The 15,121-nt window shown below is 68.1% G+C and carries 15 protein-coding genes; 12 read left to right on the top strand and 3 right to left on the bottom strand.

The window, feature by feature from the left end; genetic code table 11:
• The first annotated feature begins 10 nt into the window (after window positions 1–10).
• Genes nuoG through KAK03_RS12720 form a run of 11 tightly spaced genes read left to right on the top strand, consistent with a single transcriptional unit; the run spans window position 11 to window position 11,339 of the window.
• Window positions 11–2,326: an NADH-quinone oxidoreductase subunit NuoG gene (nuoG, locus tag KAK03_RS12770; RefSeq protein WP_210854340.1), complete on the top strand. Its 2,316-nt coding sequence runs from the start codon at window positions 11–13 to the stop codon at window positions 2,324–2,326.
• Between the two features lie 14 nt (window positions 2,327–2,340).
• Window positions 2,341–3,402, top strand: a complete 1,062-nt coding sequence (nuoH, locus tag KAK03_RS12765) for an NADH-quinone oxidoreductase subunit NuoH (protein ID WP_210854339.1) — start codon at window positions 2,341–2,343, stop codon at window positions 3,400–3,402.
• Window positions 3,403–3,417: 15 nt separating this feature from the next.
• Complete coding sequence (gene nuoI, locus KAK03_RS12760; protein ID WP_210854338.1) at window positions 3,418–3,915, top strand: NADH-quinone oxidoreductase subunit NuoI; 498 nt, start codon at window positions 3,418–3,420, stop codon at window positions 3,913–3,915.
• A 25-nt stretch (window positions 3,916–3,940) separates the two neighbouring features.
• A complete protein-coding gene (locus KAK03_RS12755) occupies window positions 3,941–4,579 on the top strand; it encodes an NADH-quinone oxidoreductase subunit J (protein ID WP_210854337.1) in 639 nt (212 codons plus the stop codon).
• Complete coding sequence (nuoK, locus tag KAK03_RS12750; protein ID WP_210801195.1) at window positions 4,576–4,890, top strand: NADH-quinone oxidoreductase subunit NuoK; 315 nt, start codon at window positions 4,576–4,578, stop codon at window positions 4,888–4,890. Before KAK03_RS12755 ends, nuoK begins: the two co-directional genes overlap by 4 nt.
• A gap of 24 nt (window positions 4,891–4,914) precedes the next feature.
• Window positions 4,915–6,936: an NADH-quinone oxidoreductase subunit L gene (nuoL, locus tag KAK03_RS12745; RefSeq protein WP_210854336.1), complete on the top strand. Its 2,022-nt coding sequence runs from the start codon at window positions 4,915–4,917 to the stop codon at window positions 6,934–6,936.
• Between the two features lie 21 nt (window positions 6,937–6,957).
• On the top strand, window positions 6,958–8,433 hold the full coding sequence (locus KAK03_RS12740; protein ID WP_210854335.1) for an NADH-quinone oxidoreductase subunit M: 1,476 nt from the start codon (window positions 6,958–6,960) through the stop codon (window positions 8,431–8,433).
• Between the two features lie 16 nt (window positions 8,434–8,449).
• Window positions 8,450–9,955, top strand: a complete 1,506-nt coding sequence (gene nuoN / locus KAK03_RS12735) for an NADH-quinone oxidoreductase subunit NuoN (protein WP_210854334.1) — start codon at window positions 8,450–8,452, stop codon at window positions 9,953–9,955.
• Window positions 9,956–9,959: 4 nt separating this feature from the next.
• Window positions 9,960–10,277, top strand: coding sequence for a DUF2818 family protein (locus tag KAK03_RS12730; protein ID WP_210854333.1), 318 nt, complete (start codon window positions 9,960–9,962; stop codon window positions 10,275–10,277).
• Window positions 10,270–10,875, top strand: a complete 606-nt coding sequence (locus tag KAK03_RS12725) for an NUDIX domain-containing protein (protein WP_210854332.1) — start codon at window positions 10,270–10,272, stop codon at window positions 10,873–10,875. Before KAK03_RS12730 ends, KAK03_RS12725 begins: the two co-directional genes overlap by 8 nt.
• Entirely contained in the window at window positions 10,872–11,339 is a 468-nt protein-coding gene (locus KAK03_RS12720) for a DUF1178 family protein (RefSeq protein ID WP_210854331.1), read from the top strand. The genes KAK03_RS12725 and KAK03_RS12720 overlap by 4 nt, the downstream gene beginning before the upstream one ends.
• A gap of 90 nt (window positions 11,340–11,429) precedes the next feature.
• On the opposite strand, the gene KAK03_RS12715 is transcribed toward KAK03_RS12720, so the two are convergent.
• Window positions 11,430–12,836 carry an FAD-binding oxidoreductase gene (locus KAK03_RS12715; protein ID WP_210854330.1) on the bottom strand — a complete coding sequence of 469 codons (1,407 nt, stop codon included), beginning with the start codon at window positions 12,834–12,836 and terminating at the stop codon, window positions 11,430–11,432.
• A complete protein-coding gene (locus KAK03_RS12710; protein WP_210854329.1) occupies window positions 12,833–13,231 on the bottom strand; it encodes a DUF2069 domain-containing protein in 399 nt (132 codons plus the stop codon). The genes KAK03_RS12715 and KAK03_RS12710 overlap by 4 nt, the downstream gene beginning before the upstream one ends.
• A gap of 21 nt (window positions 13,232–13,252) precedes the next feature.
• Here KAK03_RS12710 and KAK03_RS12705 point away from each other — a divergent pair, with 21 nt between their 5' ends.
• Complete coding sequence (locus KAK03_RS12705) at window positions 13,253–14,485, top strand: YihY family inner membrane protein (protein ID WP_210854328.1); 1,233 nt, start codon at window positions 13,253–13,255, stop codon at window positions 14,483–14,485.
• 9 nt (window positions 14,486–14,494) lie between these two features.
• Here KAK03_RS12705 and KAK03_RS12700 read toward each other — a convergent pair whose 3' ends face one another.
• On the bottom strand, window positions 14,495–15,076 hold the full coding sequence (locus KAK03_RS12700) for a helix-turn-helix domain-containing protein (RefSeq protein ID WP_210854327.1): 582 nt from the start codon (window positions 15,074–15,076) through the stop codon (window positions 14,495–14,497).
• Window positions 15,077–15,121: the final 45 nt, after the last annotated feature.

Raw genomic sequence — 15,121 nt, 5'->3', positions numbered from 1 at the left:
GACGAACAAGATGCTCGATATCGAACTCGACGGCAAGAAGGTCCAGGTTCCCGAAGGCAGCATGGTGATGCATGCGGCCGACGCAGCCGGCACCTACATCCCGCACTTCTGCTACCACAAGAAGCTCTCGATCGCCGCCAGCTGCCGCATGTGCCTGGTGGATGTGGAGAAGGCGCCCAAGCCGATGCCGGCCTGCGCCACGCCGGTGACGCAGGGCATGATCGTGCGCACCCGCTCCGACAAGGCCGTCAAGGCCCAGAAGTCGGTGATGGAGTTCCTGCTGATCAACCACCCGCTGGACTGCCCGATCTGCGACCAGGGCGGCGAGTGCCAGCTGCAGGACCTGGCCGTGGGCTACGGCGGCACCGCCTCGCGCTACCAGGAAGAAAAGCGCGTGGTGTTCCACAAGAACGTCGGCCCGCTGATCTCCATGGAGGAGATGAGCCGCTGCATCCACTGCACGCGCTGCGTGCGCTTCGGCCAGGAGATCGCCGGGGTGATGGAACTGGGCATGCTCAACCGCGGTGAGCACGCCGAGATCACCACCTTCGTCGGCAACTCGGTCGATTCCGAGCTGTCGGGCAACATGATCGACGTCTGCCCGGTGGGCGCGCTGACCAGCAAGCCCTTCCGCTACAGCGCCCGCACCTGGGAGCTGTCGCGCCGCAAGAGCGTCAGCCCGCACGACAGCGTGGGCGCCAATCTCGTGGTCCAGGTCAAGAACGGCAAGGTGATGCGTGTCGTGCCGCTGGAGAACGAGGCCGTCAACGAATGCTGGATCTCGGACCGCGACCGCTTCTCCTATGAAGCGCTCAACGGCGAGCAGCGCCTGACCCGTCCGATGATCAAGCAGGACGGCCAGTGGCTGGAGGTCGACTGGAACACCGCGCTGCAGTACGTCGTCGACGGCCTGAAGAGCGTTCAGGGCCAGTTCGGTGCCGCCGGCATCGGCGCGATCGGCTCGGCCACCAGCAGCAATGAAGAGCTGCACCTGCTGGCCAAGCTGGTGCGCGGCCTGGGCTCGGACAACATCGACCACCGCACCCGCCACGCCGACTTCACGGCCGCTGCCGGCGTGCGCTGGCTGGGCACCTCGATCGCCTCGCTGAGCACGCTGCAGCGGGCCTTCGTGATCGGCTCCTTCCTGCGCAAGGACCACCCGCTGCTGGCCCAGCGCCTGCGCCAGGCCGTGCGCCATGGCGGCCAGCTGCTGAGCCTGAACGCTGTGCATGGCAATTGGGCGATCCCGGTGGCCGGCAAGATCACCGCCGCCCCGTCGGACTGGGTGCAGTCGCTGGCCAACGTGGCCGGCTACGTGGCCTCGGCCAAGGGCGTGGCCGCACCGGCCACCGCGCTGGTGGACGCGGCCGCCGAGGCCGTCGCCCAGGCGCTGCTGTCGGGCGAGCGCAAGGCCGTGCTGCTGGGCAACGCCGCCGTGCAGCACCCGCAGGCCAGCCAGCTGCTGTCGCTGGCCAACTTCATCGCCGCCCAGACCGGCGCCACCGTCGGTGTGCTGGGTGAGGCCGGCAACTCGGTCGGCGCCCAGCTGGTCGGTGCGCAGCCTCAGCAGGGCGGACTGAACGCCGGCCAGATGCTGAGCCAGCCGATGAAGGCGCTGCTGCTGCTGAACACCGAGCCGGCGCTGGACGCCGCCGATGGCGCTGCCGCCGTCGCGGCGCTGAACGCCTCCGGGCTGGTCGTCGCGCTGACCCCGTTCAAGGACGCCCGCGTCGACAACGCCGACGTGCTGCTGCCGATCGCCCCGTTCACCGAAACCGCCGGCAGCTATGTCAACGCCGAAGGCCGGCTGCAGACCTTCCAGGGCGTGGTGCCCGCGCTGGGCGAGAGCCGCCCGGCCTGGAAGGTGCTGCGCGTGCTGGGCAGCCTGCTGGGCCTGTCGGGTTTCGCGCAGGAGTCGGTCGAGGAGGTCCGCGCCGAAGCGCTGGGCGACGGCAGCGGCATCGCCGCCCGACTGTCCAACGCCAGCACGGCGGTGGCGCAGCCGGTCGGCCCCCTGGCCGGTCTGCAGCGCGTGTCCGATGTGTCGATCTACGCCACCGACGCCATCGTGCGCCGCGCGCCTGCCCTGCAGGCCACCGCCGATGCCAAGGAAGCGGTGCTCGCCGGCCTGCCCAGCGCGCTGTGGGCGCAACTGGGTCTGCAGGCCGGTGACAAGGTGCGCGTCAGCCAGGGCGGCGCCAGTGCCGTGCTGGGCGCCATCGAGGATGCCAGCCTGGCCGCCAACACGGTGCGTGTGGCGGCCGGCCACCCGGCCACCGCCACCCTGGGCGCGATGTTCGGCGCGATCACCGTCGAGAAGGCCTGAGGACGAGACACACCATGATCGACAACATCTACCAATCGGGTCTCGCCACACTGGGCGCCCCGGCCTGGGCCGTGGTCTGGTCGCTGATCAAGATCATCGTCCTGGTCGCGCCGCTGATGGGCTGCGTCGCCTACCTGACGCTGTGGGAGCGCAAGGCCATCGGCCGCACCCAGGTCCGTCCCGGTCCCAACCGTGTCGGCCCCTTCGGACTGCTCACGCCGATCGCCGATGCGGTCAAGCTGATCTTCAAGGAGATCATCCGCCCGACCGCCGCCAACAAGGGCCTGTTCTTCCTGGGCCCGATCATGACCATCATGCCGGCGCTGGCCGCCTGGGCCGTGATTCCGGTCGGCCCGGAAGCGGTGGTGGCCAACGTCAACGCCGGCCTGCTGTTCCTGATGGCGATCACCTCGATGGAGGTCTACGGCGTGATCATCGCCGGCTGGGCGTCCAACTCGAAGTACGCCTTCCTGGGCGCGCTGCGTGCGTCGGCGCAGATGGTCTCCTATGAGATCGCCATGGGCTTCGCGCTGGTCATCGTGCTGATGGTCTCGGGCAGCCTGAACCTGGGTGACGTGGTCGCCGGTCAGCAGAAGGGCACGTTTGCCTCGATGGGCCTGAACTTCCTGTCCTGGAACTGGCTGCCGCTGCTGCCGATCTTCTTCGTCTACTTCATCTCCGGCCTGGCCGAGACCAACCGCCACCCCTTCGACGTGGTGGAAGGCGAGTCCGAGATCGTGGCCGGCCACATGATCGAGTACTCGGGCATGTCCTTCGCGATGTTCTTCCTCGCGGAGTACGCCAACATGATCCTGGTCTCGATGCTGACCGTGCTGTTCTTCCTGGGTGGCTGGGACGCGCCGGTGAGCTGGCTGTCGTTCATCCCGGGCTGGATCTGGCTGGGCATCAAGGTCTTCGTCGTCGTCACGATGTTCCTCTGGGTGCGCGCCTCCTTCCCGCGCTACCGCTACGACCAGATCATGCGTCTGGGCTGGAAGATCTTCATCCCTGTCACGCTGGTGTGGCTGGTCGTCGTGGGTCTGTGGATCCAGTCGCCCTTCAACATCTGGAAGTAAGGGGAGGGCCAACACATGAGCACCAACAACTCCCTCAAGGGTTTCTTCGGCGCCTTCCTGCTGACCGAGCTGTGGAAGGGCCTGGCACTGACCGGTCGGCACTTCCTGTCGCGCACGATCACCGTGCAGTTCCCGGAAGAGAAGACCCCGCTGTCTCCCCGTTTCCGCGGCCTGCACGCGCTGCGCCGCTATGAGAACGGCGAGGAGCGCTGCATCGCCTGCAAGCTGTGCGAAGCGGTCTGCCCGGCGATGGCCATCACCATCGAGGCCGGCGAGCGCGCCGACGGCACCCGCCGCACCACGCGCTACGACATCGACCTGACCAAGTGCATCTTCTGCGGCTTCTGCGAAGAGTCCTGCCCGGTCGACTCGATCGTCGAGACCCACATCTTCGAATACCACGGTGAGAAGCGGGGCGACCTGTACTTCACCAAGGACATGCTGCTGGCCGTGGGCGACCGCTACGAGAAGCAGATCGCCGCCAACAAGGAGGCCGACGCCAAGTACCGCTGATGCGGTCACCCACGCGCTGACAAGAATGAACGCAACCTCCGCCCTGTTCTACCTGTTCTCCGCGGTGCTGCTGGTGTCGGCCTTCCTGGTCATCACCTCGCGCAGCACGGTCCACGCGGCGCTCTACCTGGTGCTCACCTTCTTCAATGCGGCCTGCATCTGGATGCTGCTGAAGGCCGAGTTCCTGTCCATCACGCTGGTGCTGGTGTATGTCGGCGCCGTGATGGTGCTGTTCCTGTTCGTGGTGATGATGCTCGACATCAACACCGACACCATGCGCGCCGGCTTCTGGTCGCACTTCCCGCTGGCCGCGCTGGTGGGCGTGCTGATCGCGATCGAGGTGGCGCTGGTGATGAAGGCCGGCTTCAACCTGCCTGACGCCAAGCCCATGGCGCCCGAAGTGCTGGCCATGGGCAACACCAAGGCGCTCGGCGTGGTGCTCTATACCGAGTACCTGTATCCGCTGCAGGTGGCCGCGGTGCTGCTGCTGGTGGGCATGATCGCCGCCATCGCGCTGACCCTGCGCAAGCGCAAGGACGCCAAGGGCCAGGACCCGAGCCAGCAGGTGCGCGCCCGCCCGGCCGACCGCGTCCGCCTGGTCAAGCTGGCGCCGACGATCGAGGCGCCCTCGGTGCCCAAGACCCCGGAAGGAGGCCAGGCATGAGCGCCGGCATCACCCTGTACCACTACCTGACGCTGGGCGGCTGCCTGTTCGCGCTGTCGGTGGTGGGCATCTTCATGAACCGCCGCAACCTGATCGTGCTGCTGATGGCGATCGAGCTGATGCTGCTGGCGGTGAACATGAACTTCGTGGCCTTCTCCCACTTCCTGGGTGACATGCACGGCCAGGTCTTCGTGTTCTTCATCCTGACTGTCGCGGCGGCCGAATCGGCCATCGGCCTGGCCATCCTGGTCGTGCTGTTCCGCAACCGCGCGACCATTGCGGTCGACGAACTCGACACCCTGAAGGGCTGACCGCCAAGAGGAGCCCCGAAGACCATGTCTGCACAACTGTCCCAGAACCTGCTGCTCACGGTGCCGCTGGCGCCGCTGGTGGGCTCCATCGTCGCCGGCCTGGCCGGCAAGGTGGTCGGCCGCCGCGGTGCCCACCTGATCACCATCCTCGGCGTTCTCGTCGCCTTCATCTGCTCGGCCATGGTGCTGCAGTCGGTGGCGGTCGATGGTGCGCGCTTCAACGCCACCATCTACGAATGGATGTCGGTGGGCCCGCTGAAGATGGAGGTCGGCTTCCTCGTCGACGGCCTGACCGCGATGATGATGTGCGTGGTGACCTTCGTGTCGCTGATGGTGCACATCTACACCATCGGCTACATGGAAGAGGACCCGGGCTACCAGCGCTTCTTCTCGTACATCTCGCTGTTCACCTTCTCGATGCTCATGCTGGTCATGAGCAACAACTTCCTGCAGCTGTTCTTCGGCTGGGAAGCGGTGGGCCTGGTGTCCTACCTGCTGATCGGCTTCTGGTTCAAGAAGCCCACGGCGATCTTCGCCAACATGAAGGCCTTCCTGGTGAACCGGGTCGGTGACTTCGGCTTCATCCTGGGCATCGGCCTGCTGCTGGCCTACACCGGCTCGCTGAACTACGCCGAGGTCTTTGCCAAGTCGGGCGACTTGGCCGCCAGGACCTTCCCCGGCACCGACTGGCCGCTGCTGGCCGTGGCCTGCATCTGCCTGTTCATCGGTGCGATGGGCAAGTCGGCGCAGTTCCCGCTGCATGTGTGGCTGCCCGATTCCATGGAAGGCCCGACGCCGATCTCCGCGCTGATCCACGCCGCCACCATGGTGACGGCCGGCATCTTCATGGTCACCCGCATGTCGCCGCTGTTCGAGCTGTCGGACATCGCGCTGAACGTGGTGCTGGTCATCGGCTCGATCACCGCGCTGTTCATGGGTTTCCTGGGCATCATCCAGAACGACATCAAGCGCGTGGTCGCCTACTCCACGCTGTCGCAGCTGGGCTACATGACGGTGGCGCTGGGCGTGTCGGCCTACAACGTGGCGGTCTTCCACCTGATGACGCACGCCTTCTTCAAGGCGCTGCTGTTCCTGGCCGCCGGCTCGGTGATCATCGGCATGCACCATGACCAGGACATCCGCAACATGGGCGGTCTGCGCAAGTACATGCCCATCACCTGGATCACCTCGCTGCTGGGCTCGCTGGCGCTGATCGGCACGCCGTTCTTCGCCGGCTTCTACTCGAAGGACTCGATCATCGAGGCGGTGGCTGCCAGCCACCTGCCGGGTGCCGGCTTCGCGCAGTTCGCGGTCATCGCGGGCGTGTTCGTCACCGCCTTCTACTCGTTCCGGATGTACTTCCTGGTCTTCCACGGCAAGGAGCACTTCCACCACAAGCCCTTCCCGGGCGAGCATGACCATCATGACGACCACGGCGAGCACCACGAGCCGCACGAATCGCCCTGGGTGGTCACCGCGCCGCTGCTGCTGCTGGCCATCCCCTCGGTGGTGATCGGCTTCCTGACGATCCAGCCGATGCTGTTCGGCGACTTCCTGAAGGACGCGATCTTCGTCAACCACGAGGCGCACCACGCGATGGAAGAGCTGGCGCACGAGTTCCATGGCGCCACCGCCATGGCCCTGCACGCCTTCAGCACGCTGCCCTTCTGGCTGGCGCTGGGCGGCGTGGTCACGGCCTACGTCTTCTACATGGTCGCCCCGGGCATCCCGGCGGCCATCGCCAAGGCGCTGAAGCCGGTGATCACCGTGCTCGAGAACAAGTACTACATGGACTGGATCAACGAGAACATCCTGGCCCGTGCGGCCCGCGGCCTGGGCATCGGGCTGTGGAAGGGGGGTGACCAGACCCTGATCGATGGGGCCGTGGTCAATGGCTCGGCCCAGGCGGTGGGCGCCCTCGCGCGCGTCACCCGACTGGTCCAGACGGGCTACCTGTCCTGGTACGCGCTGGTGATGGCGCTGGGCGTGTTCGGTCTGATGACCTGGCAACTGTGGCCCTATTTCCCCGGCCTGACCGGCCGTTGATCAGAGGGCGGAGAACTACAAATGGGTCTGTTGAGCGTTGCCATCTGGCTGCCGATCGCCTTCGGCGTCCTGCTGCTGGCACTTGGCCGTGACGAGAACGCGGGCGCCGTCCGCTGGATCGCGCTGGCCGGTGCCGTCCTGAGCTTTGTCATCACCATTCCGCTGGTCACCGGCTTCCACCTCGACACTGCCGCGCTGCAGTTCGAGGAGAACCTGGCCTGGATCGAGCGGTTCAATGTGCGCTACCACCTGGGTGTCGATGGCATCTCGGTGTGGTTCGTGCTGCTGACCGCCTTCATCACGATCATCGTGGTGATGGCGGCCTGGGAGGTGATCACCGATCGTGCCCACCAGTACCTGGGCGCCTTCCTGATCCTGTCGGGCCTGATGGTGGGCGTGTTCTCGGCCGTCGATGGCCTGCTGTTCTACGTTTTCTTCGAAGCCACGCTGATCCCGATGTACATCATCATCGGCGTCTGGGGTGGCCCGCGGCGGGTCTATGCGGCCTTCAAGTTCTTCCTCTACACGCTGCTCGGCTCGCTGCTGATGCTGATCGCGCTGATCTACCTGTACGCCAAGTCGGGTGGCAGCTTCGAGATCCTCGAATGGCACAAGCTGCCGCTGCCGCTGAACGCGCAGGCGCTGCTGTTCTTCGCCTTCTTCGCCGCCTTCTCGGTGAAGGTGCCGATGTGGCCGGTGCACACCTGGCTGCCCGACGCCCACGTCGAGGCGCCCACCGGCGGCTCGGTGGTGCTTGCGGCCATCATGCTGAAGCTGGGCGCCTATGGCTTCCTGCGCTTCTCGATGCCGATCGCCCCGGATGCCTCGCGCGAGTACGCCTGGTTCATCATCGCGCTGTCGCTGATCGCGGTGATCTACATCGGTCTCGTGGCGATGGTGCAGACCGACATGAAGAAGCTGGTGGCCTATTCGTCGATCGCCCACATGGGCTTCGTCACGCTGGGCTTCTTCATCTTCAACGAGTTGGGCATCTCCGGCGGTCTGGTGCAGATGATCTCGCACGGCTTCGTCTCCGGCGCGATGTTCCTGTCGATCGGCGTGCTCTATGACCGCGTGCATTCGCGCGACATCGCAGCCTACGGCGGCGTGGTCAACACCATGCCCAAGTTCGCGGCCTTCGCGCTGCTGTTCTCGATGGCCAACTGCGGCCTGCCGGGCACTGCGGGCTTCATCGGCGAGTGGATGGTGATCCTGGGCGCCGTCCAGTACAACTTCTGGATCGGCGCGCTGGCCGCCACCGCGCTGATCTTCGGCGCCGCCTACACGCTGTGGATGTACAAGCGGGTCTACTTCGGCGACATCGCGAATGACCATGTGCGCGAGCTGACCGACATCAACGCCCGCGAGTTCGCGATGATGGCGCTGCTGGCCGTCGCCGTGCTGGCCATGGGTCTGTATCCGAAGCCCTTCACCGACGTGATGCACACCTCGGTGGACGCGCTGATCAAGCACGTGGCCCAGCCCAAGCTGCCTTGACGACAGGGCGCACACCATGAATCCTATGAACTGGCTTGTTGTCTCTCCCGAGATCGTCCTGCTGGTCGCCGCCTGCGCGATCGCACTGATCGACCTCTACATCACCGACCCGAAGCGCACGGCGACCTTCTGGCTCACCCAGCTGACGCTGGCCGTGGTGGCGCTGATGCACGCCAGCGCCATGCAGGCCGGCCTGGGCGCCAGCGGCGCGGCGGCGTCGGTCTACGGCATGCAGGGCCTGGTGGTGTCCGACCCGCTGGGCCACCTGCTGGCGATGTGCGCCTCGCTGGCGCTGATGGCCACGCTGGCCTACGCACGCCCCTACCTGGGCGAGCGCGACCTGCTCAAGGGCGAGTTCTTCACGCTCTCGATGTTCGTGCTGCTGGGCGTGTCGGTGATGATCTCGGCCAACAACTTCCTGGTCATCTACGTGGGCCTGGAACTGATGAGCCTGTCGCTGTACGCGATGGCGGCGCTGCGCCGCGACCATGGCGTGTCCACCGAAGCCGCGATGAAGTACTTCGTGCTGGGCGCGCTGGCCAGCGGTTTCCTGCTCTACGGCATGTCCATGCTCTATGGCGCCACCGGCAAGCTGGACCTGCCCGAGGTCTACGCGGTGGTGGCCGCCGGCCAGATCAACCCGGTCGTGCTGACGCTGGGCGTGGTCTTCCTGGTGGCCGGCCTGGCCTTCAAGCTGGGTGTGGTGCCGTTCCACATGTGGGTGCCCGACGTCTACCAGGGCGCGCCCACCGCGGTCACGCTGATGATCGGCGGCGTGCCCAAGTTCGCGGCCTTCGCGATCGCCTTCCGCATCCTGGTCGAGGGCCTGTCCACGCTGGGCCACGACTGGCAGCAGATGCTGATGGTGCTGTCGGTGCTGTCGATGCTGATCGGCAACCTCGCCGCGATCGCCCAGACCAACCTCAAGCGCATGCTGGCCTACTCGGCCATCGCCCAGCTGGGCTTCATGCTGCTGGGCCTGACGCCCACCGTGGTGGCCGCCAACACCACCTCGGCCGCCAACGGCTACAGCTCGGCGCTGTTCTATGTGGTCACCTATGTGCTGACCACGCTGGGCAGCTTCGGCCTGATCATGCTGCTGGCCCGCCAGGGCTTCGAGAGCGAGGAGATCAGCGACCTGGCCGGCCTGGCCAAGCGTGCGCCCTGGCTGGCGGGTGTGATGACCGTCTTCATGTTCTCGCTGGCCGGTGTGCCGCCGATGGTGGGCTTCTACGCCAAGTTCGCGGTGCTGCAGGCGCTGGTCACCACCGGTGACAGCACCTACATCACGCTGGCCATTGTCGCGGTCCTGCTGTCCCTGGTCGCGGCCTACTACTACCTGCGCATCGTCAAGGTCATGTACTTCGACCAACCCGCCGAGTCCGGCGCTGGGCTGACCTCCGGCTCCGGTGTGTCGGCGCTGCTGGCACTCAATGGTGCCGCCGCGCTGGTGCTGGGCCTGCTGCCGCAAGGCCTGATGGCCCTGTGCCGCGACGTGATCGTCGCCGCGCTGCAGGGCTGATCCGATGAGCGCCGGGGCAGCCACCTGGCTCGTGGTGGCGGTCGCGCTGCTGGCCGCGAACCTGCCCTTCGTCAACGAACGCCTGTTCGTCGTCGGGCCGCGGCGCGCGCCCAAGGCCTTCGGCTGGCGGCTGCTGGAGCTGGTGGTGGCCGGCGGGCTGACCCTGTTGCTGGGCAGCGCGCTGGAGGCCTCGCTGGGCCAGCGGGCGCCCCAGGGCTGGGAGTTCTACGCCGCCTGGACCTGCCTGATGCTGACCCTGGCCTCGCCGGGCTTCGTCTGGCGCTACCTGCGGCGCGGCGCGTCGGCGGCGGCGCATGAGTGACGAGCACCTGATCGAGCGCCCGCTGCGTCCGGCCCAGGTCTGGCAGGGGCGCTTCCTTGACGTGCGCTGCGACGTCGCCCGCCTGCCCGACGGCAGCGAGGCCACGCGCGAATATATCGTCCACCCCGGCGCGGTGATGGTCGTGCCGATCACCGATGACGGCCGGCTGGTGATGGAGCGGCAGTGCCGCTACCCTCTGCAGACCGTGCTGCTGGAGTTCCCGGCGGGCAAGCTCGATCCCGGGGAGCCTCGCTGGCGCTGTGCCCAGCGCGAATTGCTGGAGGAAACCGGCTACCGCGCGCGCGAATGGGCCTGCGCGGCGCTGATGCACAACGCGCCGGCCTACTCGAACGAGCTGATCGAGATCTGGTTCGCGCGCGGACTGGAGCCTGGCCAGCAGCAACTCGACCACGGTGAGTTCCTGGACGTGTGTCTGGTGGATGAGGCCGAACTGGATCGCCTGGCGGCGCGCGGCGAACTCACCGATGCCAAGTCGCTGATCGGCCTGCTGTGGCTGCAGAAATGGCGTGCCGGTCTGTGGGAATTGCAGTGGCAGTCTGCACAGGACCTGGCTTCTGACCGATCATCCGGGGCATGAAGGTCCTGAACCTGCGTTGCGAGCACGAGCACGGTTTCGAAGGCTGGTTCGCGTCGGAGGACGACTACCGGGACCAGCTGGATCGGGGCCTGCTCAGCTGTCCGCTGTGCGCCAGCGCCGCCATCACCCGGCTGCCCAGCGCCCCACGGCTGAACATCTCTGGTGCTCAGCCCTCGCCGACTGCCGAGCCGCGGCCGCCGGCCGAGCCGGCCCGCAGCGCCCAGCCCGAACTCGCTGCCCAGTTGCAGTCGGCGCTGCAGGCCGTCGTGCAGGATCTGATGCAACGCACCGAGGACGTCGGCCCGCGCTTTCCGGAAGAAGCCCGCCGCATCCACTACGGCGAAACCGAGGCCCGGGGCATCCGTGGCCAGGCCACGCCACAAGAGCGCGAGGCCCTGCGCGACGAAGGCATCGAGGTCTTCGCGTTGCCGCTGCCGCCGGGGTCGGGCGGGCCGACGCACTGACCTGCCACTCGGCCCAGCAGCGCCGCGCCGCGGCAGGGCCGCCCGGTCGCACCGCAGAGTGGTCGCACCCCTGCCGGGCGGCTGCGCGCCTCAGGGCCCCAGCAGCCGCCCCGGGTTCATCAGTCCGTCGGGGTCCAGCGCCTGCTTGATGGCCCGCATCATCCCCAGCGCCACCGGCGATTTGCGCCGGGCCAGCTCGCCCCGCTTCAAGGCGCCGATGCCATGCTCGGCCGAGAACGAACCGCCTCGCGCCATGACGGCGTCATAGACGCGCTGGTTCAGCGCCGCCTCATGCTGTGCCAGAAAGGCCGCCGCGGACTCACCCTGCGGGGCCTGCAGGTTGTAGTGCAGATTGCCGTCGCCCAGGTGACCGAAGGTGACCAGACGGATGCCGGGCACCAGGGCGCGCAGCGTGTCGGCCATCTCGGTGACGAAGCCCGGGATGGCCGACACCGGCAGCGCGATGTCGTTCTTGATGTTCAGGCCTTCCTCGGCCTGGGCCAGCGGGATGCTCTCGCGCAGGTGCCACAGCGCCTGGGACTGCGCCAGGCTCTCGGCGACCACGGCGTCGTCCACCTCGCCCGATTCCAGGGCCTCGCCCAGCACCGCTTCCAGCAGCGCACGGGCCTGGGCTTCGTCGGGCGCGGCCAGTTCCAGCAGCACCGTCCAGCGGGCCGCGGGCAGCGGCTGGGGCAGGGTGGAGAAATGCTTCGCCACCAGGTCCAGCGCGAAGCGCTCCATGACTTCGAAGCCGGTGAGCCCGGCGTCCAGCCGCTGGCGTGCCCGCCGCAGCAGGGCCACGCAGGCCTCGATCGACCCGCAAGCGGCCAGTGCCGTCATCGTGGCGCCCGGGCGGGGGTGCAGCTTCAGCGTGGCCGCGGTGATCACGCCCAGCGTGCCTTCGCTGCCGATGAACAGGTCGCGCAGGTCGTAGCCGGTGTTGTCCTTGCGCAGCCCGGACAGGCCGTCCCAGACCTCGCCCTGCGGGGTCACCACCTCCAGGCCCAGGCACAGTTCGCGCGCGTTGCCGTAGCGCAGCACCTGCGTGCCGCCGGCATTGCTGGCCAGGTTGCCGCCGATCGTGCAACTGCCCTCGGCGGCCAGGCTCAGCGGGAACAGCAGGCCAGCCTCGCCCGCAGCCTGCTGCAGGGTCTGCAGCACACAGCCGGCCTCGGCGGTGAGGGTCAGGTTGTCGGCATCGATCTGGCGGATGCGCTGCATCCGGCCCAGGCTCAGCAGCACCTGGCGTCCGCTGTCGTCGGGCACGCCGCCGCCCACCAGGCCGGTGTTGCCGCCTTGCGGGACCAGGCTGGTGCCGTGTTCGCGGCACAGGCGCACCACCGCGGCCACCTCGGCCGTGCTGCCCGGTCGGACCACGGCCAGCGCGCGGCCGCGGTAGCGCTTGCGCCAGTCGACTTCGTAGGCGGACAGGTCGCCGTCGTGCAGCACGTGGGCCGCGCCGACCGTGGCGCGCAGCGCGTCCAGCAGGGTCGTCATCCCAGCGCCGTGGCCGCCTTGGCCCGCTGCAGCCGCCAGCGCACCTGCACCGCGCAGGCCGCGAACAGCACCAGGCACAGCGCGATCTCAATCATGGCCAGGGTCGCGCCCGGCGCCGGCTCGCTGGTGGCGCGCACCAGGCCCTCGGCGCAGTACAGCCAGACCAGCAGGCTGACCCAGCGGTAGGTGTAGAGCCGGTGCTTGAGCAGTCCGGCCAGCGGCAGCAGCAGCGGCAGCACCTTGATCACCAGCGTGCGCCGGCCGGTGGGCGCCAGCCACAGCTCCCAGGCCAGGCACAAGGCGATCAGCGCCAGCAACGCGCCCACCGCCACCCAGCGCGTGATCCGGGTCACGGCGTCGGCTTCCAGCGTCAGCGGGGGCGGCGAGGTCGACATGGGCTGGCATCATAGCGGCCGATGAATGTCCTCGATCCGAACCCCCGCGCCGAACGCGTGACCCTGGCCCTGCTGCTGGAGTCGCTGCGCACCTGGCCGTGGTTCGACACCCTGCGCACGCTGCGCCTGCGCTTTCGCGAAGACCGGCTGGGCCTGACCGCCGGCAGCCTGACCTTCACCACGCTGATCGCGCTGGTGCCGCTGCTGACCGTGATGCTGGCGGTGTTCACCGCCTTCCCGATCTTCAGCCAGTTCCAGGTGGCGCTGCAGAAGTACTTCCTGCAGAGCCTGGTGCCGGACAACATCGCCCGCCCGGTGCTCACCGCCTTGACCCAGTTCGCCAGCAAGGCCAGTCGGGTGGGTGCCGCCGGCCTGATCTTCCTGCTGGTCAGCGCGCTGATGCTGATGCTGACGATTGACCGCACGCTCAACGCGATCTGGCGCGTGCGCACACCGCGGCCGATCGCCCAGCGCGTGCTGGTCTACTGGGCGGCGCTGACGCTGGGGCCGCTGGTGCTGGGTGTCAGCCTGACGCTGACCAGCTATGCGCTGTCGGCCTCCAAGGGCCTGGTCGAGGGCCTGCCCGGGGGCGTCGGCCTGGTGCTCGACGTGCTGCAGTTCGGCCTGCTGTGGGCCACGATGGGCGGGCTGTTCCACTACGTGCCCAACACCCATGTGCGCTGGCGGCATGCGCTGGCGGGTGGGGCCTTCGTGGCGCTCGGTTTCGAGCTGGCCAAGTCGCTGCTGGCCTGGTATGTCTCCAAGGTGGCCACCTACGCCACGATCTATGGCGCCTTCGCCACCGCGCCGATCTTCCTGCTGTGGATGTTCACCGGCTGGGTGATCGTGCTGATGGGGGCGGTGATCGCCGCCTATGCGCCCAGTCTGCAGATGAGGGTGGTGCGGCATTCCGACACGCCAGGCCATCGCTTCGTCATCGCGCTGGCGGTGTTGCGTGAACTGGCCGCGGCGAGGGCGGCCGGGCAGGCTGGCCTGACGCTCAGCGCGCTGGCCGGCGTGCTGCGGATTGACCCGCTGCAGATCGAGCCCGAGTTGGACGAGTTGTTCGAGCCCGACTGGGTCGGCCGGCTGGAAGAGGGCGGCGAACAGCGCTATGTGCTGCTGCGCGATCCGGCGCTCACCCCCGCGGCGCCACTCGTCGACCGCCTGCTGCTGCGGCCCGATGGCCGGGTGGCGGCGTTCCGCGAACGCGCCGGCCTGGCGCGCATGACGCTGGCCGAGCTGCTGGCCTGAGGGCCCGGCTCAGGCCGGGTGCACCACCACCAGCAGTGCGCGGGCTTCGCCGCGACCGGGGTTGCGCAGCGCGTGGGGCTGGTCCACGGCGTAGCGCGCGGTCTCGCCCGGGGCCAGGCGCTGGCGCGCCTCGCCGGCATGCACTTCCACCTGGCCGCTCAGCACGCTCAGGTGTTCGCGGCTGCCGGGCTCGTGCGGCTCCGAGGCCAGCATGCCGCCGGGCTGGATCGTCAGCTCGTACCACTCGAACTGGCCGGCCAGCTCGATCGGGCCCAGGATGCGCAGCTCGCACTGGCCATCCGGGCTGCGCAGCGTGGGCACGGCGTGGGCCGGCACCGCGGCGATCGAAGGCGGCTCAGGTGCGTCGCCCGGCGTGAGCAGATCGGTCAGCGGCACGCCCAGCGCGTTGGCCAGGCGCCAGACCACGGCGACGGTCGGGTTGGCCTGGTTGCGCTCGATCTGCGAGAGCATCGACTTGGACACACCGGCCTGGCGCGACAGGTCGTCCAGCGACAGCTTGCGCGCATGGCGCAGCTGCGCCAGGGCCTGACCCACGCGGGGCGGTTCGGGGGAGGGGGCTGGGCGGGCCATCGCAGTCCTTGAGGGGCAGTCCTTGACGGATCGAACGCTTCACAT

It is taken from the genome of Ideonella alba (assembly GCF_018069845.1).
Classification (GTDB): Bacteria; Pseudomonadota; Gammaproteobacteria; order Burkholderiales; family Burkholderiaceae_C; genus Ideonella; species Ideonella alba.
This window is presented reverse-complemented; position numbering and strand designations above follow the sequence as displayed.